Source organism: Leptolyngbya sp. NIES-2104 (genome assembly GCF_001485215.1).
Classification (GTDB): Bacteria; Cyanobacteriota; Cyanobacteriia; order Leptolyngbyales; family Leptolyngbyaceae; genus Leptolyngbya.
Map to the genome: position 1 here is coordinate 24295 of NZ_BBWW01000004.1, position 20411 is coordinate 44705.

The window sequence follows — 20411 nt, forward strand, 5'->3', positions numbered from 1 at the left end:
TGGCTTAGTTAGCAGAATCAAACTGACGTGCCCGAATCCAGAAAATTACGATCACGAACGGGATCAGAAGCAGTTCAAAGCTAAACATCATCGTCAAAAGTTTTGTAAGATTGCCCCAGTCAATCCGGCTCGTGATGCCAGATGCGATCGCCACGAAGAAAACTTGCAAGTTGCGAGCAGGCGGATATTTGTGAATACCGATCGCAAAATCAAAGGCATAAGCAAACAGTGCTAACAATGCAGACCATCGGATGAAAAAGAAAGGAATGCCGTTCACACCTCGTGCAATCCGGCGAGACCGTCGATCGCTAAAATCATCTGGGTTCACGCCGTTCTTTCGTGCATCTTTCAAAGCTCCGCGCTTGGCTTTGCGATCGAGCAAAATTAAAATCCACAAAACCTGAAAAATTTGTACTACGCTCCATACGAGAATCGCACCGACCGAAGCAATCACATTGTTCCAGGTGGTGAGCATCCAGCCGAGTACCGGAAGATTCTTTACCCACGGTGCTTCAGCTCCGGCGCTGGCAAACAGGCTGTAGTATGGCTCAATATTCGTGAGGGCAACTCGAATCAGGGCAACGCCAAGCCCGATCGCTAAAACCCAGGCAATGAAGCCGAAAAAGGGATTATCGATCGCATCTCTTGCTTCACGCCCTGCCTGTCGTGCATAGGTTCTTGCGTTGTCTTTCCAAGACGGAGAATCAGACTGCGACTGTGTTTTCATAGTAGGGACTCCTAACGAACAGGATTGGAATAGGTGCCACGCGCTCGCTGTTTCGCTGCGTTGATTAAGTCCTGATTGCCCGTATTAGCTAAGTCGCGCGCCACTGCTAATCCATTGAGTGCAGGATCAGGAACTAATTTCGCTGTATTGCCATAGACATCGCAGATTTCCATTCCAGCAGGCAGAAAAGCATTTCTGGGCATCTTGCGAATGTCGAACTTCTTACCGCGATACAGTTTTGCCAGCTCGCCCTTCAGCACAGGTTCACCATCAGTGATTGCGGTGTAATAGCCTTGCTGATTTAGAGAAAAGATGACCGTGCAGTGATTGCGGTATCGCTCTTCTGCAATCTCGCGCCGCTGCTCAGAAACCAATTGCTCGGTTTGCAGACGTTGATTGTCTTGTTGCTCTACTTTAAGCGACGCTCGAAGCTGGTTGCTGGAATCAATGAAGCTTTTGATGCTGCCTGAATTGAGGGTCAGAACAATCAGTGCGATCGCGCCACAAACACATTCCGCTTTATGTTCGTGCAGCAGTTCGTAAAGCTGGTGTTTTTTCATCGGATTGCTCCTGGGTGTGAGTTCCTGCAATCGATCTACGCGGCGTAAACGCCGTCTTTCAATTGATTCGCGATCGCAATTTGCAAGCTCAGTGCATCATTTGGGGTGACGCGATCGAGAATGGCAAGCGCAACATAAAATTCATCGGACGCTCTCAAACCGCAGTCTTCAGAAGCTGCGTACAGTCCGTAATCTTCAGAGTCATCAGCTAGAAAGCCTGCCAAGGTTGCAAGTAGAGCAAGCTTATCGGCGGAAGACATTCGCTCTAATCGATCGCCATACTGTTCAGTCAATTTCACAAGGCAATCGGATGAAGCATAGTAAGTCACTGAGTCGTACTTTGTTGCCATCATTAAAAATCCTCCTGGATGAGTTGAGGGATGAGGATAGAGTTGCCGAATACTTGCAGCCTTTAAAACGAAAGCGGTTCGTCAAACTTGAACTGTTGATCTTGCACAGTGCGACTTTCAGAGGTTAGAGGTTGGCTGTTTTGATATGCCAATGGGTTTGGATCACCGTATCGCTCTGGGTCTAGCTCCCAGGTAAGCAAGAGATGTTTTCCGTAGCGGCTGACCATCATGGCAATCGCATGAGAGGGTGAGGGACTTTTGGTTACTGCTTGAATTTGATCGACGATCGCACGAGTAGATTCGTCTAAAACAATGCGGCTGGTCATAGCGTTATCCTGCTGTCATGCCGAGCAGAGAGATCAATTGTGGAAAGCGATCGATTTGTGAGTGTCGAGCGACTTTAAATCGCCCTTTGGTCGCTTCTTCTAAAGGTTCGGCTAAAGATGCAGAGCCGCCAATGACGAGGACTTCGCCGATTTCGCTCATCCATTGATTCCATCGGCTTCGTAATTCTGCTCGAATGTCGGAAAGCCATTGTTCGCGGCAAATCTCAAACTGTTTTTGAAACTGAAAGCCGCTGGTTCCGAGTGTAAAATCCTGCCGCTCGATGCCATCCATGATTTGGGACAAATCAGGACTGTTGGTAAGCTGGGGTGTGATTCGGGCGCTGATGCGACGAGCAAGATCATACGTGCCGGGGAGAATGGCATCGGCTTCACGAATGAGCGAACCGCCGACACTATAAAGTCTGCCGATTCCAGTTCCGCCACCAAGATCTAGAACTCCGTTAAGTTGTCGTTTACTACGGTATAAATCGCGCTTCATGGCGAAGTTGTAAGCGGCTTGGGTTTCGTCGATCGGCTTCACTTCATGCACGACGGCTGTAATGCGTTGTCCGTTGCGGGTGAATTGGTGGGTGCCTTCAACTTTTTTCAACTCTGCAATATCTGCTTGATTGCGGCTGTTTGGAAGAGCAATGACGAGCCTTTGAACAACGACAGCGCTACTGCCGGGATGAGGTTCGATCGCGGCTAAAACCAATTTCTTCGCCAATTCGCATTTGTTGTCTTGAAAAACTGGTGTACCGCGCATATCGCGGGCGACTGCACCCAGGCAGAAGTGATTATCGCCAGCGCTGATGACGACGCTGTGATCGTCGGGGGTAGGATCATCGAATCCTGGCTCAAACTGCTTGATGAATGCGGGGATGATGCGGGGACGGTTATCGATGTCGAGCCATTTGAGAGTGCGGTTGCCGCCATCGAAAACGACGATCGCTCTCTTGAGCAGAACGCTTTCACTCAATGACCGTGCATTAGATGTAGCGAGATTGTTAAACATAAAACTCTGCTTTTCCTGAGAAGTAGGTCAAATGCTGATGCTGCTTTGGAGCAAGGCTATCTAGAGCAACCTGGAAAGTGCGTTTCTATGAGCGCTGCACGTCCTTTTGTTGTTCTACCTGCGAACACGATAACATGTTAACATGTTATCGTGTCAACATGCAGACACGAAAAATTAGAGAGTTCTACAAACATGGCAACATGGAGGCATACAAACATGTACGACGATATGGCAGCAGTAAGGCGAAACGACCCAAACTTTGCTCAGGTGAGTGGATATATCCCAAAAGAAATGGCTTTGCAGTTCAAAATTGCTTGCACAGCCAAAGAAATCAGCATGACCGAGGGATTGGAACAAGCAGTTAGTTTGTGGTTAGAAAAGAACGCGCACGACAAAGCTCCTGTCAGTAAAAACAGAGACGATTAAGAAGGTGATCGCCATGATTCAAGCCATTCCTAAGCCGTTTACGTTTGAAGAATTCGTCGCGTGGTATCCCGAAAACGGACGCTACGAGCTAATTGATGGAATTGTTGTCGAGACGCAACCCACCGGACCGCACGAAGATGTCACTGAATTTGTTTCAACCGCGCTCACCCTGGAAGCGAATCGGCTGAAACTGCCCTACAAATTCCCCCGACGCGCACTGGTCAAAGCCCCTAGCTGGAATACGGGTTATCTGCCTGATGTCTTAGTTATTAACAAAGAGGCATTGGCAAGCGAACCCCTATGGCAGCGTGAAGCCACGATCACGCAAGGCGCTTCAATTCGATTAGTCGTAGAAGTAGTCAGTACAAATTGGGAAACCGATTACGCTCGGAAACTGGAAGATTACGAGGATATGAATATCGCTGAGTACTGGGTCGTTGACCACATGGCTCTGGGTGGTAAGAAATACATCGGTTTTCCAAAACGCCCCACAATTTCGGTCTACCAACTCGTTGACGGAGAATACCAGGTGCAGCGATTTCGCGGCAGCGACCCTTGCGGTATCTGCGAAGCAGCGCGCATTATCTCCCCAACGTTCAAAGAGCTACAGTTAACGGCTGAACAAGTCTTTGCGGCTGGAGGGTGAGATCCCAATGGCAACAAATGACTCTACCCCTGAAACATCAGATGTCTTATTGGGTTGGGAGGCATTCACAGAGCTTTGGAATACTGACATTCCTAAAGTTTCAGATTGGATTGAGCGAGCCGAAACTTGCTTGATCACGCTTCTCAAAGCAAAAGACGTAACTGATGTTAACCTCAGCAGCGAACTGAAGCTGTGCAAAACGCGCTTAGAATCTGCAAAACCCCTGATTGATGGAGTTTTCACACTCTTTCAATCCCTGGAGAAGCCACCCGAACTGAAAGAGCGATCATCTCTCATTGCCAAACAAGTCGAAAGCATCAACAAGAAAATCACTTCTTTGAGTCGCCAACTCGAAGAAGTTTCTGATTCTACGATCGCCAGCGCTCCAAAAGCAGGTCGGCTTTTTCGCGCCAAAACCTTTCATTCACTGCCCACAAGCGCACCAATGATCAGTTCACTAGCATCTCAAATGCGACGTGACCTGTGGCAAGAGCGAGATGGTGTTTCAGTTTTTGAGAAGCGATCGAAGAGCAATCCTCAGAACTACATCGAGCATTACATTTCGGGTCCTGGAGATATCTCTCTGCTTCCGTGGGATGCCGCCGAAAAAATCATCAACCAATTTGGCTTCAACACGGTCAGATTGCAATTGCTGCTTGCAGCTCACGCGATGAATCTGGCAGAACCCTGGAATGGCTCCTTTACCCTTTCTGGTGAAGATCTCCTTAAAGATCTCGGCTGGAACAATCGAAAAGATATTTCACTCAGCAAGAAGCTTTCTGAGTTGGTGAACTGTGCTTTCGCGCTAGACTGCCTACTCGTCAAGGTTGAGTGGAAAGAAGGACAGCCCACAAAACGCGGAATGGAAGTCACCGTTGAGACTTCCAGAATGTGGAATATCGCCATCAGTGCAACCGGACAGAAGAATCTTCTAACGGGTGAATTGGAAGATATTCAGAAAGCTGAATTTCAAATCCGCCCTGGTGCCTGGACAGAGAAGTTTCTGAATCGTGGTGGCGCGAAAGCAAGAGAAGCACTTTATCAATTTGGGTATCTCGCTCAAAATGTTCTCTCGATCGATCCATATCACAACGAGCTTGCTTTACGATTAGCCATTCATCTCAGCGTAGAGAGCAGAATTCATCAATCTGGAGGCTATCGAGTCCGAACTTTACTAGAGTCTGTCCTAGTAGGGTACGAGAACAAAATCATCCAGGCTCAACGCGATCGCGACAAAGCCCGCGATTTAATGAACCAATGGAACGAAGCCTTGAAGACTTTTCTCAGAATTGGATGGTTAATCGAGTTTGACGAGAGTTACCCAGAGATTCTTAGACCCGACAGCAAAGCTCGCAGACCAAAAGGCTACCTAGAGATGTTATTGGAAAGCAAGCTGACAATTCAGCCATCCGACCCAATTCCAAACTTACTCTCCAGAATCCAAGCCAGTCGAAGTACACGCCAGAGCTTGCCTAAACCTCGATCGCTCCCCAGCGCAAGCCAACCTCTCACGGGCGACCAGGTTCGTGCTGCTCGCAAAAGCCAGAAATGGAGTCAGGCGAAGTTAGCGGGGCTGTTAAACATTTCACAACCGCTGATCTCACAAATCGAAGCTGGAACCCGCGAACCGACTCCAGAAATTGAGGCAGGACTCAGAAAACTCCTCAGTCTCTAAAGTCAGCCGCAATCGATCGCGCTCAAACCCAGAACGAAGAGGAAACCGTCAGGTTGATCCTCGTAGAGTCGTGCGGCTTTATTACAACCGTTTATCCCGCTGTTCGCGGCAAAAAGTTGTAATAAAAAAATTAATTAAAAAAATCGACCTCAAAGCCTTACACAGCAGAGCTTTAACCGTTATTACAAAATTGCCGCATCGTCCCACAATTTGCCCGGATCAACCCACAATTCGCCCGGATCAACCCACAATCCATTTTCAAAAGCCTTACACCGTCAAGCTTTCAGCGTTTTATTACAACCTGATCAATATTGATCAATTTAAAGCAAACGCAAAACGGCTTTTTGAAAACCTGGCAAGATCTGGCAGTCCATTTTTCTAGAGAGACTAAACGCCCTATGCCCTCTCGTCACAGCTCCCAAACTTGTCAGATTTCCATCGATCGCCATTCAGAAAAAACTGCTCACTTCTCCCCGTCGATCGGAGGTGACAAATGAAGGATTTCACCTCAACTCGTCGCAACAATCCCTGCCAACTCTGCGACGACACGAAAGGAAAGTGCCGAGAAACGCCTATTATTCGCCTCTGTATGACCTTTGCAGACGCGCTCCAGTCTGTTCCAGGGTTCAAATTCATCGGACGCACAAAAGACGATTTGTGGGGTAAATGGGTCGAGGACGACGGGCGCACCTGGACAGAGCAAGAACGCGATCGCTGGCGACAGGAACAGCGTGATAAACGCCAACAACGCGCCGAGGAAGAGGCTCAACGTCGAGCGGCTGCGATGACTGCTGAAGAACGAGATCGTCACAATCGCCAACTTCTCGATCAATTGACGCTTCATCCCATCGATCGTGCCGACCTGCACAGACGTAATCTCACTGATGAGCAGATTACAAAATGGGGCGTGAAGTCCGTCGAGCAGTGGCAAAAACTAGAACACGAACTGCCGCATACCTTGCCAGGTGTAAATCTTACTGGGGACTCGTTGAACGTTCCCGGTGCTGGGTATCTCTGTCCAATTCACGACGTTGAAGGATTTTTAGTCGGATTTCAGATTCGACTGCGTAACGGTGATACTCGCTATCTCTGGCTCACCAGCGCCACTAAAAAACGCCCGAATGGTGCAACACCTCATTTACCAAATGGTGAGCTTCCACTGGCTGTCCATCGTTCAGAGCATCTCGTCAAGCAAAACATTGCTTTAACCGAAGGAGTCGGAGCAAAGCCGTTTATCACCGCTCAGCGCCGAGGACAGATCACGATCGGTGCAGCAGGCGGACAATTTGCCGGTAGTCCAAAAACACTTAAAGCAACCCTCGATCGTCTTTCAGTCGAGCTAAACACAAAAACGATCGACTTCTACCCTGATGCGGGCGCGATTCATAACCGTCATGTGATGCGGCAGTATCGCAGTACTTGGCGCTTGTTACGAAAGTGGAATTATCAAGTTCGAGTCGCTTGGTGGGAACAAGAAACCAAAGCAGCGCCAGATGTCGATGAACTGGAAGATTTCAGCACGATCGCTTGGCTTTCAACCGCGCAAGTCGAGGCAATGGCTCACCCTCGATTCGATTGGTTGGAGCAAATCAAGAAAAAGCTACAACAGAAACCCAAGCCTGTAGAGTCGGCGGCAGCACTACGAGTCACATTAGATGAAAGTCAAATTCATAAGTATGCAGGAGGAAATCGACTTCAAACCTGGCAAACTGCGATCGCTCAAGGATATCGTTATGTTCTCGATCGTTCGCTTCCTGGCTGCGGCAAATCCTACGACTCCGGTAATGTAGACCCTAAAAGCTTTGAAGCCGCGCAGGTAATCTACTTGTCCGATCAGCACCGCAATCCGACCGTTGAAACGCTCGATATTGCAAACGGTTGGATTGATTTAGAAGCGCGACACGCAGGACTCACCAGAGAAGCAACCCCTAGCGGCAAAACACGATTGCGACGATCGGGAAAAGGAGAAATCCCAAGTATTTCAGCAAACTGTACTCGTAATCAGGTAATCGCTGCACTCAGAGCCAAGCATGTGTCTGGAGCAGACACAGCGGCGACTATTTGCAGCACTTGTCCACTACGCGAACCCTGCACTCATGCAGAAGGGGCAGGCTATGGCTTTCTCAACCAGCGCCGTTCTGCGCTCTCCTCGCCTAAGTTGCGAGCACATCCTGATAGTCTGCCTGATCCACAAGACTACCCACTGACCGATACAGTCTTGCTGATAGATGAACCAGGGCAAATCTTTCAGAATAAGCAGAACATCCAGATCACCCTCAAAGACTTAGAACAAACCATTCTCAAACTTATCGGTCACTTCCGCTTATTTGAAGCCGTAGAGCCTCTAATCGCAGCATTACTGCCTTATCTAGACAAATCAGAAAAAATCGGCAAGTTTGGCATTAACCACCTCGAACTCATTCAAAAACTGCCCGTTCCGATCGTCAACCTCGAAGCATTATCACAAATTCTCAACCCAGACCTCAGTTTTCTTAACACCACCGCAGAACACGGTGTTGATCTCGCTGATTTACCCCGACTCTTGAGAAAGCAATTCTCAGAGCGCGACACCCAAACCGCAGCGCAAGCAGAAGAACGAGTGATCAAACAATGGCTGCCAAATCTGATTGGGGTCTTAGCTGGACAAATTCCAGGGGCATCGATTCGGATTGAATATCAAGGACTGACTCTAACCCTGCCGGACGATCGACATCGTGGAATCGCTCAAGCTGCTAAAGCCGCCATTTTCCTGGATGGTACGCTCCAACCGATTGATCTCGCGCTGAAGCTCGGCTGCAAGCCTGAAGAAATCTTTGTCTGCCAGCAAATCATTCCAAATCAGCAAAATCTCAAAATCACTCAGGTGATTGACTTGGGACGCATGGGCATACAACGCGGAGCTGACCAACAGAAGCGGGCAAATGCGATCGTCGCTCACTATCTTGAACTAGATTCTGCAACGAAAGTCATCGACTTTAAGAAATTTGCGAAAGAAGGAATGGGGGCGTGGTGGCGTGACAGTCGAGGCACAAATGACTTTGAGCAAGCCAGCAGACTCATTCTCATTGGCACTCCTTGCCGCAATCTGGCAGACCTACAAGCGGAATATGCTGTTCTCGGCGGCGGATTTCCTGACGAGAATGATTCAGATTTCAAAGGATTTATTGATCGTGCAATTCTCGCTGACATTCATCAAGCGATCGGGCGATTACGGGCACATCGTCGCCTTGATGAGTCCCTTGAAATCGTTCTTCTGAGCAATTTCTCGATCGACGTTTCCACAACTCTGGTAAAGGCATTGGATATCACTCCAGGAGCCGCAACGAAATGGGAGCGATTTGTTTTAGCAGTTAAATCAGCGATTGAATCATTGACCGCTTCAGGTGAAAAGATTACACAGACATTAGTTGCAAAAATTTCAGGCTACACGCAGCAGTATTTGTCACGCCACTGGAAACTACTACAAACGCTATTGAGATTCTCTAATAGCAAAAGTAGTAAAACAGTAGAATCACCTCCTGATGATCTTATTGCTACTTTTGCGCCCATATTAGAATCAGCCCTCGTGTCCTGCAAAACACCTGGTGAAGTTCTTGAAACGACTGACGAATTCTTTTTCGATTGGCTGGAGCCTGCCCTGCACGAATCTTTCTGGAATCAATTAAAGGCAGAGACGCAGATTCGCATTCTGGAAGCGCTAATTTTGGTTCTACCGCCCGCACAATTGATAACACTAACCATCGCTGCCTAAAATTGATCCTAAACGCATTTCGCCATACACAAGATCGCGCAGTTTTCGTTGCCCATTCCAAATGGAGAGTAAAATGTCATCCACCCGCCACTACATGGCGATCGTCCTTTACGAGTCGTCCTGTTCTGCATCGGACTATAAACCGTTGTATGAGGAATGCTGGACAATTATCGAAGCTGATTCTGAGGAACACGCTCGACAAAAGGCGCACACTCACGCTCAACAAGCTCAACACAGCTATGAGAACCAATTTGCAGAGATGATAACTGTCACGTTCAAGCAGATCGTAGATGTCGCACCCTTGCTCAATGATGTCGTTGAGGATGGTGCTGAATTATATGCTCGATTCTTCCGTAACTATCAGGCATATTGCCAGTTCGAGCCGCTTCTAGGTGGTGAACCTCTTTAGAACTCCACCGGAAATTTCTAGTGATTTCTATGCTTGCGTCTGCAACCAGAAATCAACGTCTTGCAGCGAGGAGAATTCTAGCAGCGCGATCGCTAACGCAGTCAACTGATCTGCCGAAAGTTGCTGAATTTGAGCCTGCTTTTCTGGCGGGATCGCTCCGAATCGATGCGAAAGCTGTTGCAGTATCATCACTGCACCCTGCTCCTGCATTGCTTCTTGATACACTCGTGTGTGCTTCAGTTCGCCGAGTCCTAACATCGTCTCAATTTCCTCGCGGCTAAATTTTGGAAACTTGTAGACGAACACCGTCTCAATTAATTCTACATAAGCATTTTGGGTCTGTACATCCGTAAGCTCTTGCTGAATTCGGTTAAGCAGGGTTCGCCCTCGCTCTGGCGCAACTTGAGGTTTCATTCCAATTAGTTGCATCACCCCCAGCCCTAAAGAGCGATCGCCGTATTCTAACGGCAATCTGTCTAAATAAATGCGCTGGAGCCGAGGATTATCTTCAAATTCTGAGTACTGTTTGGGAATGCCGGGATCAAAGCGTTTCTTCGTAAAAATGAGAACTGCCCGCCAATTATTGCTGGGCTGATAATCTTTCAAATACAGATAGATTTCTCCAAAGAAGCGATAATAGATGTTTTCGCCTTTCTTATCCCTATAGGCTTGAGTCTCTACAAAGAAGATTGGCAGGTCGATCGCGTAGATCGGTGGGATCAGGATGCCGTCGATCGTGAAGGCGGTTTGCTTCACCTCCTGCGATCCAAATCCGTAAGTTGTGCCTCTGGGATTGTCGTCGCCAATCAACTCAAATAGTGTATTTGGTGCGACCTGAAAAATTTTGTAAAAGATTGAATCTGTTTTCAAGGGCGGTTTGTAGAAAACGATAGTGTACAACGAATTGAATCGCCTGCTGATTCATCAAGGCTCAGTTTTTGCGGTTTTTAGCGTCTTGCCGATGTATTCGCTCACGACTTTCTTTCCGTTCCAGCGGTACGCATACCAGTAAGGACCATGTAAGGCACCGCTGGCGCATTTACAGCCTTTTTTGCCACATTTAATTTTTTCCAATTGGTAAGTCACCCTTCCCGTCTTATGACTGCTAACGATCTCTCGTCCGAGTTTGGCGATGATTTCTAACGGTGCGATCGGTTCATCCTCTAGCGTTGTTCCAAGCCAATCACGCAGCTTGGCTAGATTTGGCTTGGTGGATGAGCTGGTTGTAAGAATGGCGGTGAGCAGTGTATGTAGCGATCGCCTCTGCTCCAGAGAAATGTCGTTCAACTCCAGATAATAGTCGTTGCAAGCATCAGGCGTGGAGGGACTGTGCATCGCTCAGTTTCTTATGTAAGTTAATCGCTCGATAAAACTATTCTAACTTACATAAGAAAGCAAAGATACTAACAAATTGGCGACAACCGCTGGAGCTGCCGAAACATTCCGATTCGATTAAATTTGTAGGGAGTAAGAGACGACCATTCAAGCAGTGCCTTCTGCAATCACACGAGATTGAAGAAGAGAAGATTCGGTAGAACCATCAGGCGAAGTTTCGGAAATAGAGGCGGTAGCCTCTTGGGGAACTGCAAGGAGTGTGGACGAGTGAATAAATCGGTAATACGTGGCTTGAGAACATCCAAGAAGCTTGCAAATTTCGGTGATGCTGTGGTTTGGGTCAGCCGCGAGCTGTTTTCCCATTGCAATCTTTTGAGCGGTGAGGGCATGTCTACGCCCGCCTTTTCTGCCCCTGGCTCTCGCTGCTTTCAATCCTGCATGAGTCCGTTCTTGAATCAATCCTCGCTCAAACTCCGCGATCGCGCCAAAGATATTAAAGATCAAGCGCCCGCCACTGGTAGTAGTGTCGAGCGATTCGGATAGCGACTTGAAGCCTACACCTTGCTCATTGAGCAACGTGATCGTTTCGATCAAATGACTCAGACTCCGCCCTAGACGATCGAGCTTCCAGACCACCAAAACGTCGTCTTTGCGAACGAAATTCATTGCATCCGATAAACCAGGTCTATCGGATTTTGCACCACTAGCAATGTCAGTAAACCATCTTTCGCAGCCGACTTGCTTCAGTGCATCGAGTTGTAAATCTAAAGCTTGATCAGGTGTAGAGATTCTGGCATAGCCTACAAGCATAATAGTTCACCTGTACAGGAGATGTTCTAATCATACTCAGAACTCGTCACTAGAAGCGGCATTTGAGAAGTTGATTTTGGAACGAGTTTTGAGAGCTGAAAATGCTCATGTTTTCGTCGGAGGGCAATCGCACTCTCAAGCTTCTCAGAATGGGAGGTTTAAGATAAATTTAATGGTAATAGAGAACTTATCAAGTTTAAGCACGCTTCAGTAACGAGCAATCGTCAATTTAGAGCGTGTCATCAATTATAGGATTCGATAAAGTGGAGAGCGTAGACCCTGCAAAACAAGGTTGTGAACCGGGATGACAAGTCGACGCTATGCGCTGCGCGATGACCAGTGGGAACGGATCAAAGACCTGTTACCGGGACGAGAAGGAAGCGTGGGTGTGACGGCAAAGGACAATCGTTTATTTGTCGAAGCCGTGCTGTATCGCTATCGTGCAGGAATTCCGTGGCGTGACCTACCGGGACGGTTTGGCGATTTTCGGGTGGTGCATACCCGCTTCAGTCGGTGGTCAAAAACCGGAGTGTGGGAACGAGTGTTTCAGCACTTAGCCGAGGCTGCGGATAACGAAGATGCGATGATTGATGCAACGATAGTGCGCGCCCACCAACACAGTGCAGGCGCAAAAGGGGGGAGCCAGAAGCTGAAGCCATCGGTCGCAGCACAGGCGGATTGAGTACCAAGATTCATGCGACAACCGATGCGTTAGGCAATCCCTTGAGCTTTCATCTCACGCCCGGACAAGCCTCTGACTTGGATGGAGCCGACAAGCTGTTGCCGGATGTGGTTGCAGATACAGTGCTGGCTGACAAAGCCTATGATGCTGACGAACGAGTGATTCAGTCGCTCGAAGCGCAAGGCAAGACGGCGGTGATTCCTCCTCGACGTAACCGAAAGCATCCACGTCAGTATGATAAAGATCTGTACAAAGCACGGCATCTGATTGAGAACTTTTTCGCCAAGCTTAAGCAGTATCGTGCCATTGCCACCCGGTATGACAAACGAGCGGTCAACTTCTTAGGTGCAATCTATCTTGCAGCTTCGGTCATCTGGCTCAATTGATGACACGCCCTAGCAATTCAAATTTTTCGACCAATTGAGCAATTGCATCAATTATCCGCCTGATCTTCGACTAAGAGAATTTGAACTCCTTCAAGAGATGGTGGTTCTTTCGCACTCGAAGTAGCGTCAGGTAGAGGATCGACAATCTTTTCTGGGTGGCAACTTTCTAGGTATTGGTGGGTGATTGGAAGTTGCACAGTAAAGGTCGTTCCTTGATTACAACCGTCACTATGCGCGTGAATTTCACCATGATGCAATTCAACCAACTGCCGCGCGATCGCAAGTCCTAATCCCAATCCGCCGTGAGCACGGGTCGAAGAACTATCAGCTTGCTGAAAGCGATCAAAAATGTGCGGCAAAAACTCTGGGTCAATGCCAATGCCCGTATCGCTAATTCGCAGTTTGATATAGCCATTAGAATCAGACGAAACTTGCAGGTTAACTTGTCCGCCCGTCGGCGTAAACTTGATTGCATTCGTGAGTAGATTCAAAACAATCTGGCGCAATCGCGCTGAATCTGCCTCTATCGTTGAAATCGTAGGATCGAGTTGTACAGACAGATGAATTGTTTTGGCTTTAGCTTGGGGACAAATCGCGTCGATCGTTGCATTAATGAATGCCTTGAGATCTACGGTGCGAATTTCTAGCTGAACTTTTCCGCGCATTAGTCCGGAGATGTCTAGAATATCTTCGATGAGTTGCGCTTGGGCTTGGGCATTTCTCGCGATCGTTCCTAACGCCCGTTGGGTCATATCAGCATCAAGTTGGCGATCGAGCAGTAGCCGCGACCAACCTAGAATCGAGTTAAGAGGTGTCCGTAGTTCGTGAGAAACGACCATAAGAAATTCGTCTTTCAGCCGATTTGCTTCTTCTGCTTGTTGGCGAGCGGCTTCGGCGCGGACAATTTCTGTATTTTTAGCGACCAGTTGAGCTGCCTGATGTTGAACTTCTAGATTCTTTTTAAACAAATCAATGAATACAGAGACTTTAGAAGTCAAAATGACCGGGTTAATCGGCTTGTATAAATAATCCACAGCACCCAGGGTATAACCTTGTGATTGTAGGTCATCGCCGTCCGCAAACGCCGTTAAAAAGATAATTGGGGTGTGTTGATATCGATCGCGCTGACGAATTAATCTTGCCGTTTCAAAACCATCAATTCCTGGCATTTGGACATCAAGCAAGATCACAGCCACCTCATGATGAAGTAAGTACTTCAAGGCGGCTGCACCTGATTGAACTTTGACGAGGTTCTGTCCTAAGCTCTGCAACACAGTCTCTAGGGCAAGCAGGTTTTCGGCGCGATCGTCCACGAGCAGGACGTTGACTTGCGGTTCGATTTTCATTGAGGAAGCAGGAAATAGCTGTACATTTTGCGGCTGATGATTCATCCTTAGTTAGAAATTGACCTATCGGTGAAGCCAAACTCGAAGCGTAGACATCAGTTGATTAGTTTCCACCGGCTTTGTGATGTAATCTGAGGCTCCAGCTTCCATACATTTTTCGCGATCGCCCCGCATTGCTTTTGCGGTTAGCGCAATGATCGGTAACCTTGAAAACTGACTGAGTTGCCGGATTGCCCGTGTCGTTTCGTAGCCATCCATTTCGGGCATCATGACATCCATTAGCACTAAGTCAATGTCTGGATGGTTTTGTAGCATTGTGATGCCTTCTCGACCATTTTCCCCATAGAGAATGTTCACTTGATAGCGTTCTAATACACTGGTGAGGGCGAAAATGTTTCGCATATCGTCATCGACGATCAGAATTTTCTTACCTGCCAGCGTTAAATCTTGTTGCTGCGATCGCTCTAGCATTTCTCGCTGCAACTCTGGTAAATTTGCTTGCACCCGATGCAGGAACAAAGCGGTTTCATCAAGTAAGCGTTCAGGCGATCGCACATCTTTGAGGATGATCGTGTCTGAGATGCGGCGAAGTTCCCGTTCTTCTTGAGCACTTAGCTCTTTTCCAGTGTAAATAATAATCGGTAAGTGTTTTAGCTTAGGGTCTTGCTTCACTTGCTCAATAAAGGCAAATCCGTTTATATCAGGCAATCCTAGATCGAGTACTAGACAATCGAAGTGTCCCGATTTAAGCGCCTCTAAGGCTTCTGTCCCTGTACCAACAGCGGTACTAGCGACATCAGTGTTCCCGATCAGCTCAACAATACTTTGGCGTTGAACGTCGTCATCCTCTACAATCAGCAGATTCTTAACTGAGCGATCGACAAACGCTTTAATGCTGGATAAGGCGTTGAGCAGTACCTCGCTGTTGATCGGCTTTTGCAGGTACGCGATCGCGCCTTGACTTAAACTGCGTTGCAGTCCTTCCTCGACGGACATCACGTGAACCGGAATATGTCGGATATCAGGGTTATGCTTCAATCGATCTAATACCATCCACCCATCGAGAATCGGAAGGCGAATGTCGAGCATAATTGCCGTTGGTTTGAACTGTTGCGCCATTTCCAGACCGACATTGCCACGAGTTGCCACAAGCCCTTTGAAGCCTTGTTGCCTTGCCATATCCAGCAAGATTCGAGCAAAGTTCAAGTCATCTTCGATAATGAGCAGGGTGAAATCGTCTGACTGAATGGTTTCTCGATCATCTTCGATCGCCTGATCAAACATCAATACTGGCTCCGATAGCTCAGTTGTGAGAGCCAGTGGTTGAGATGCGGGTTTAACCAGAACCCTTGATAGTGAGGAAGATGCTGCTGTCGTCGATTCAGATATCAGTGAATGCCAACGTCCACCATCATTTTGAGGGAGATAGAGCGTGAATGTGCTGCCTCGACCGGGTTCGCTCACAAGCCGAATCTCGCCTCCTAACAAACGAGCAATTTCTCGACTAATCGACAAGCCTAAGCCTGTTCCTCCATACTTGCGAGAAGTGGTGCCATCTGCCTGCTGAAAAGCTTCAAAAATGACTTGTTGCTTGTCTGGCGCGATGCCAATTCCTGTATCAGAAACGGCAAAAGCGATCACTCGATCAGCCTGATTTAGCTTGTCTTGATCAGAACTCCAGCCCTCGATCGCTAAGCGAACATTGAGGCTAACTTGACCTTGCTCAGTGAACTTAAAGGCATTGGAGAGTAGGTTCTTTAACACTTGCTGCAACCGTTTGGAGTCAGTGTACAAACTGCGTGGCAACTGCGGATCGAAACTGATCTGAAAATCGAGGTTGCGGTCTTGGGCAACTTGACGAAATGTGCGATCGAGATGATTACGAAGGTCAGTGAATGACATTGGCTCTGGATCGATCGACATCGTACCCGACTCGATTTTTGCCAGATCCAGAATGTCGTTAATCAGTTCGAGCAGGTCGTTTCCAGCGGAATGGATCGTTCGTGCATATTCCACCTGCTTTTCAGTCAGGTTGTGATCGCTGTTGTCAGCAAAGAGCCGCGCCAAAATGAGCAAACTATTCAGTGGGGTTCTCAACTCATGAGACATATTGGCGAGAAACTCAGATTTGTATTTAGAACTTAGAGCAAGCTGTTCGGCTTTTTCTTCTAGCGATCGTCGAGCTTGTTCAATTTCTTGATTTTTGCGTTCAACTTCTTGGTTTTGAACTGCTAACAATTCTGCTTTCTCTTGCAGTTCCTCATTGGTTTGCTGAAGTTGTTCTTGCTGATTCTTGAGTAAGTCTTCAGAGGCTTTCAGAGATTGAGCTTGCTGTTCTAGTCGTTGATTTGTTCCGGTGAGTTCTTTCTGTTGGCTTTGCAGTTCTTCTGCTAGAGATTGGGACTGTTTGAGCAACTCCTCGGTTCGCATACTTGCTGCGATCGTATTGAGAACGATAGCAATGCTCTCGGTCAACTGATCAAAAAAGGTCAAATGAATATCGCTAAATCGCGAGAACGAGGCAAGTTCGATCACAGCCGTCACTTGTCCTTCAAACAATACCGGAAGGGCGACGGCATTCAAGGGACTCGCTTCACCCAATCCAGAACTGATTTTGATATAGTCAGCCGGAACTTCAGTGAGCAAAATACGCTCTTTCTCTAGGGCACACTGTCCGATTAGTCCTTCGCCTAGCTGGAAGCGGTTGCCTAAGTGTTTGCGCTCTCGATAAGCATAAGTGCTAAGTAGCTTGAGAAAGCCCGAATGATGATCGCTGCTTTCCATTAGGTAAAAGACACCATGCTGCGCTGAAACGAGCGGAGCCAATTCCGACAAAATGAGCTTGGAAACCGCTTCGAGATCGCGCTGACCTTGCAGCATTCGCGTGAACTTCGCCAAGTTAGTTTTGAGCCAGTCTTGCTCAGTATTTTTCTGAGTAGTTTCGCGCAGATTGGCGATCATTTGGTTGATGTTATCTTTTAACGCAGCAACTTCCCCCTGCGCTTCGACCGCAACCGATCGCGTTAAATCTCCCTTGGTGACCGCCGTTGCCACCTCAGCGATCGCTCTTACTTGAGTCGTCAGATTCGCTGCGAGTTCGTTGACGTTATCGGTCAAGTCGCGCCAGGTTCCTGATGCTCCCGGAACTTTTGCCTGCCCCCCCAGCTTTCCTTCGATGCCCACTTCTCGTGCCACAGTTGTTACTTGGTCTGCAAACGTCGCGAGCGTATCGGTCATCTCGTTAATAGTGTCAGCTAATGTTTCGATTTCGCCTTTGGCATCGAGCATTAACTTCCGTTTCAAGTCACCATTCGCCACGGCTGTTACTACTTTGGCAATGCCTCGGACTTGAGCAGTGAGATTGCTCGCCATTGAGTTCACATTGTCGGTCAAATCCTTCCAGGTTCCCGCTACGCCAATGACTTGAGCTTGACCCCCTAACTTTCCTTCGGTTCCGACTTCCCGCGCTACCCGCGTCACTTCCGAAGCAAAAGAACTCAACTGATCGACCATTGTGTTGATCGTGTTTTTGAGATCGAGAATTTCACCTTTCACGTCCACTGTGATTTTTCTAGACAGGTTGCCATTCGCGATCGCCGTTGCGACTTCTGCAATGTTCCGTACTTGGGCAGTCAAGTTACCTGCCATCGAATTCACGTTATCGGTCAAGTCCTTCCAAGTGCCACCAACGCCGCGAACATACGCTTGCACCCCTAATTTTCCTTCGGTTCCGACTTCCCGTGCCACCCGCGTCACTTCCGAAGCAAATGAGTTAAGCTGATCCACCATCGTATTGATCGTGTTCTTGAGTTCAAGAATCTCACCTTTCACATCCACGGTAATTTTCTTGGAAAGATCACCATTTGCCACCGCCGTGGTTACTTCAGCAATGTTTCTCACTTGTGCAGTTAAACTGCCTGCCATGAAGTTCACACTATCGGTTAAATCCTTCCAGGTTCCCGCCACGCCAGGAACTTGCGCTTGTACACCAAGCTTTCCTTCAGAACCCACTTCCCGCGCCACCCGCGTCACTTCCGAAGCAAATGAATTGAGTTGATCCACCATCGTATTAACAGTGTTTTTCAACTCTAGAATTTCACCTTTCACATCGACGGTGATTTTTTTAGAGAGATCCCCATTTGCCACCGCTGTTGTCACTGCTGCAATATTTCGCACCTGTGCTGTTAAACTGCCTGCCATAAAGTTTACGCTGTCGGTCAGATCCTTCCAGGTTCCTGCTACGCCCCGCACATCTGCCTGTACACCGAGCTTTCCTTCAGACCCCACTTCCCGCGCTACCCGCGTCACTTCCGAGGCAAAAGAACTGAGTTGATCCACCATCGTATTGATCGTGTTTTTCAACTCTAAAATTTCGCCTTTCACATCGACGGTAATTTTCTTGGACAAATCACCATTTGCTACCGCTGTTGTGACCTCAGCAATACTTCGCACCTGTGCCGTCAGGTTGCCCGCCATGAAATTCACGCTGTCGGTCAGATCCTTCCAGGTTCCCGCGACACCTTGAACCTGCGCTTGCACACCCAGTTTTCCTTCGGTTCCCACTTCTCGCGCCACTCGCGTGACTTCTGAAACAAAGGAATTGAGTTGATCCACCATGATATTAATGGTGTTCTTGAGTTCAAGAATCTCACCTTTGACATCCACAGTGATTTTCTTAGACAAATCACCATTTGCTACCGCTGTAGTGACTTCCGCAATGTTCCGCACCTGCGCCGTTAAACTGCCTGCCATAAAGTTCACGCTGTCGGTAAGGTCTTTCCAGGTTCCCGCTACGCCTTTAACTTGTGCTTGACCGCCGAGTTTCCCTTCTGCGCCCACTTCTCGCGCTACCCGCGTCACCTCTGAAGCAAACGAGTTGAGTTGATCCACCATCGTGTTGACGGTGTTCTTAAGCTCAAGAATTTCACCTTTCACATCCACAGTGATTTTCTTGGACAAATCACCATTTGCTACCGCTGTAGTGACTTCCGCAATGTTCCGCACTTGGGCAGTGAGGTTGCCTGCCATCGAGTTCACACTGTCGGTCAAATCTTTCCAGGTTCCCGCCACGCCGCGCACATCAGCTTGCACCCCTAGTTTTCCTTCAGTTCCCACTTCTCGCGCCACCCGCGTCACTTCCGAGGCAAACGAATTAAGCTGATCCACCATCGTATTGATCGTATTTTTCAACTCCAAAATTTCGCCTTTCACATCGACGGTGATTTTTTTCGACAAGTCTCCATTCGCCACCGCTGTCGTCACTTCCGCGATGTTCCGCACCTGAGCGGTGAGGTTGCCCGCCATCGAGTTCACACTGTCGGTTAAATCTTTCCAGGTTCCCGCCACGCCAGGGACATCTGCCTGTACCCCCAACATCCCTTCGGTTCCCACTTCTCGCGCCACTCGCGTCACCTCTGAAGCGAACGAGTTGAGTTGATCCACCATTGTGTTAACAATTTGAGCCGTTTGCAGGAACTCGCCTTGCAGCGGTTTGCCCTCAATTTCGGTCGCGATCGTTTGCGTCAAATTTCCCGTTGCTACTGCCCGAATCACCCGCGTTGTTTCGGTCATTGGCTGCACCAAGTCGGTGATCAACGTATTCACAGACCCGATCGATGCTTTCCAAGCACCTCGCGCATTGTCGATCGAAGCTCGTTCGCTAATCTTGCCTTCTTTACCAACGACCGTGCTGATGTGTTCTAGCTCGGTTGCCATTTGCTCATTCATCTCAATAATGTCGTTGAGCGTATCCGCAATTTTGCCTGCGATTCCAGTTTGCTCGATCGGCATTCTGGCTGAGAAATTACCTTTTTTAACTTCAACCAGGGTTTTGAGAAGCTGCTGGAGGTCAAGGGTATCCGAGTCAACGGTGCGAGGTACAGTAGTCATAACGAGTTGAGCGAGTGCTTTGGGTCAATAGAATCAGATGTCTTTGGTTTGATTCATGACCAAAGGCTTATTCCAGGA

At 48.2% G+C, this 20411-nt stretch carries 15 protein-coding genes and 1 pseudogene; 6 read left to right on the plus strand and 10 right to left on the minus strand.

Translation table 11 applies throughout. The features are described 5' to 3' along the window. Positions 1–4: 4 nt before the first annotated feature. From NIES2104_RS30180 to NIES2104_RS30200, 5 genes are read right to left on the minus strand one after another with little or no spacing between them, the layout of a single operon-like run. Entirely contained in the window at positions 5–727 is a 723-nt protein-coding gene (locus NIES2104_RS30180) for a hypothetical protein (protein ID WP_059002689.1), read from the minus strand. Positions 728–738: 11 nt separating this feature from the next. Further along, positions 739–1287 (minus strand): hypothetical protein, encoded by a 549-nt coding sequence (locus NIES2104_RS30185; RefSeq protein WP_059002690.1) that lies wholly within the window; start codon positions 1285–1287, stop codon positions 739–741. A gap of 35 nt (positions 1288–1322) precedes the next feature. Then, positions 1323–1640, minus strand: a complete 318-nt coding sequence (locus NIES2104_RS30190) for a hypothetical protein (protein ID WP_192843692.1) — start codon at positions 1638–1640, stop codon at positions 1323–1325. A 59-nt stretch (positions 1641–1699) separates the two neighbouring features. Continuing rightward, complete coding sequence (locus NIES2104_RS30195; protein WP_059002692.1) at positions 1700–1963, minus strand: hypothetical protein; 264 nt, start codon at positions 1961–1963, stop codon at positions 1700–1702. A 4-nt stretch (positions 1964–1967) separates the two neighbouring features. Then, positions 1968–2978, minus strand: coding sequence for a ParM/StbA family protein (locus tag NIES2104_RS30200; RefSeq protein WP_059002693.1), 1011 nt, complete (start codon positions 2976–2978; stop codon positions 1968–1970). Between the two features lie 216 nt (positions 2979–3194). Here NIES2104_RS30200 and NIES2104_RS30205 point away from each other — a divergent pair, with 216 nt between their 5' ends. From NIES2104_RS30205 to NIES2104_RS30225, 5 genes are all read left to right on the plus strand, one after another. Beyond that, positions 3195–3404 carry a hypothetical protein gene (locus NIES2104_RS30205; protein WP_059002694.1) on the plus strand — a complete coding sequence of 70 codons (210 nt, stop codon included), beginning with the start codon at positions 3195–3197 and terminating at the stop codon, positions 3402–3404. 13 nt (positions 3405–3417) lie between these two features. After that, positions 3418–4050 carry a Uma2 family endonuclease gene (locus tag NIES2104_RS30210; RefSeq protein ID WP_059002695.1) on the plus strand — a complete coding sequence of 211 codons (633 nt, stop codon included), beginning with the start codon at positions 3418–3420 and terminating at the stop codon, positions 4048–4050. Positions 4051–4057: 7 nt separating this feature from the next. After that, positions 4058–5725, plus strand: coding sequence for a helix-turn-helix transcriptional regulator (locus tag NIES2104_RS30215; RefSeq protein WP_059002696.1), 1668 nt, complete (start codon positions 4058–4060; stop codon positions 5723–5725). Between the two features lie 493 nt (positions 5726–6218). Next, complete coding sequence (locus NIES2104_RS30220; RefSeq protein WP_225895356.1) at positions 6219–9476, plus strand: hypothetical protein; 3258 nt, start codon at positions 6219–6221, stop codon at positions 9474–9476. Between the two features lie 73 nt (positions 9477–9549). Further along, positions 9550–9885, plus strand: a complete 336-nt coding sequence (locus tag NIES2104_RS30225) for a DUF4288 domain-containing protein (protein ID WP_059002732.1) — start codon at positions 9550–9552, stop codon at positions 9883–9885. Between the two features lie 27 nt (positions 9886–9912). Here NIES2104_RS30225 and NIES2104_RS30230 read toward each other — a convergent pair whose 3' ends face one another. From NIES2104_RS30230 to NIES2104_RS30240, 3 genes are all read right to left on the minus strand, one after another. Next, the gene (locus tag NIES2104_RS30230) at positions 9913–10785 is read right to left on the minus strand and encodes a DUF2887 domain-containing protein (RefSeq protein WP_225895357.1); all 873 of its coding nucleotides are present in this window, start codon (positions 10783–10785) and stop codon (positions 9913–9915) included. 24 nt (positions 10786–10809) lie between these two features. Next, on the minus strand, positions 10810–11220 hold the full coding sequence (locus NIES2104_RS30235) for a DUF6788 family protein (RefSeq protein ID WP_059002698.1): 411 nt from the start codon (positions 11218–11220) through the stop codon (positions 10810–10812). Between the two features lie 147 nt (positions 11221–11367). Beyond that, positions 11368–12033 (minus strand): recombinase family protein, encoded by a 666-nt coding sequence (locus tag NIES2104_RS30240; RefSeq protein WP_370561233.1) that lies wholly within the window; start codon positions 12031–12033, stop codon positions 11368–11370. A gap of 301 nt (positions 12034–12334) precedes the next feature. Between NIES2104_RS30240 and NIES2104_RS31480 the strand changes: the two are divergent. Continuing rightward, a pseudogene (locus tag NIES2104_RS31480) lies at positions 12335–13098 on the plus strand (IS5 family transposase). 47 nt (positions 13099–13145) lie between these two features. Here the strand turns inward: NIES2104_RS31480 and NIES2104_RS30255 are convergent. Both NIES2104_RS30255 and NIES2104_RS30260 read right to left on the minus strand, forming a co-directional pair. After that, a complete protein-coding gene (locus tag NIES2104_RS30255; protein WP_059002701.1) occupies positions 13146–14489 on the minus strand; it encodes a hybrid sensor histidine kinase/response regulator in 1344 nt (447 codons plus the stop codon). 18 nt (positions 14490–14507) lie between these two features. Continuing rightward, positions 14508–20333, minus strand: a complete 5826-nt coding sequence (locus NIES2104_RS30260; protein ID WP_059002702.1) for a HAMP domain-containing protein — start codon at positions 20331–20333, stop codon at positions 14508–14510. Positions 20334–20411: the final 78 nt, after the last annotated feature.

What these genes read in the sequence shown, in the direction of transcription:
- NIES2104_RS30180 (WP_059002689.1), bottom strand. Translation starts at nt 727, where the DNA reads ATGAAAACACAGTCGCAGTCTGATTCTCCGTCTTGGAAAGACAACGCA.
- NIES2104_RS30185 (WP_059002690.1), bottom strand. Translation starts at nt 1,287, where the DNA reads ATGAAAAAACACCAGCTTTACGAACTGCTGCACGAACATAAAGCGGAA.
- NIES2104_RS30190 (WP_192843692.1), bottom strand. Translation starts at nt 1,640, where the DNA reads ATGATGGCAACAAAGTACGACTCAGTGACTTACTATGCTTCATCCGAT.
- NIES2104_RS30195 (WP_059002692.1), bottom strand. Translation starts at nt 1,963, where the DNA reads ATGACCAGCCGCATTGTTTTAGACGAATCTACTCGTGCGATCGTCGAT.
- NIES2104_RS30200 (WP_059002693.1), bottom strand. Translation starts at nt 2,978, where the DNA reads ATGTTTAACAATCTCGCTACATCTAATGCACGGTCATTGAGTGAAAGC.
- NIES2104_RS30205 (WP_059002694.1), top strand. Translation starts at nt 3,195, where the DNA reads ATGTACGACGATATGGCAGCAGTAAGGCGAAACGACCCAAACTTTGCT.
- NIES2104_RS30210 (WP_059002695.1), top strand. Translation starts at nt 3,418, where the DNA reads ATGATTCAAGCCATTCCTAAGCCGTTTACGTTTGAAGAATTCGTCGCG.
- NIES2104_RS30215 (WP_059002696.1), top strand. Translation starts at nt 4,058, where the DNA reads ATGGCAACAAATGACTCTACCCCTGAAACATCAGATGTCTTATTGGGT.
- NIES2104_RS30220 (WP_225895356.1), top strand. Translation starts at nt 6,219, where the DNA reads ATGAAGGATTTCACCTCAACTCGTCGCAACAATCCCTGCCAACTCTGC.
- NIES2104_RS30225 (WP_059002732.1), top strand. Translation starts at nt 9,550, where the DNA reads ATGTCATCCACCCGCCACTACATGGCGATCGTCCTTTACGAGTCGTCC.
- NIES2104_RS30235 (WP_059002698.1), bottom strand. Translation starts at nt 11,220, where the DNA reads ATGCACAGTCCCTCCACGCCTGATGCTTGCAACGACTATTATCTGGAG.
- NIES2104_RS30255 (WP_059002701.1), bottom strand. Translation starts at nt 14,489, where the DNA reads ATGAATCATCAGCCGCAAAATGTACAGCTATTTCCTGCTTCCTCAATG.
- NIES2104_RS30260 (WP_059002702.1), bottom strand. Translation starts at nt 20,333, where the DNA reads ATGACTACTGTACCTCGCACCGTTGACTCGGATACCCTTGACCTCCAG.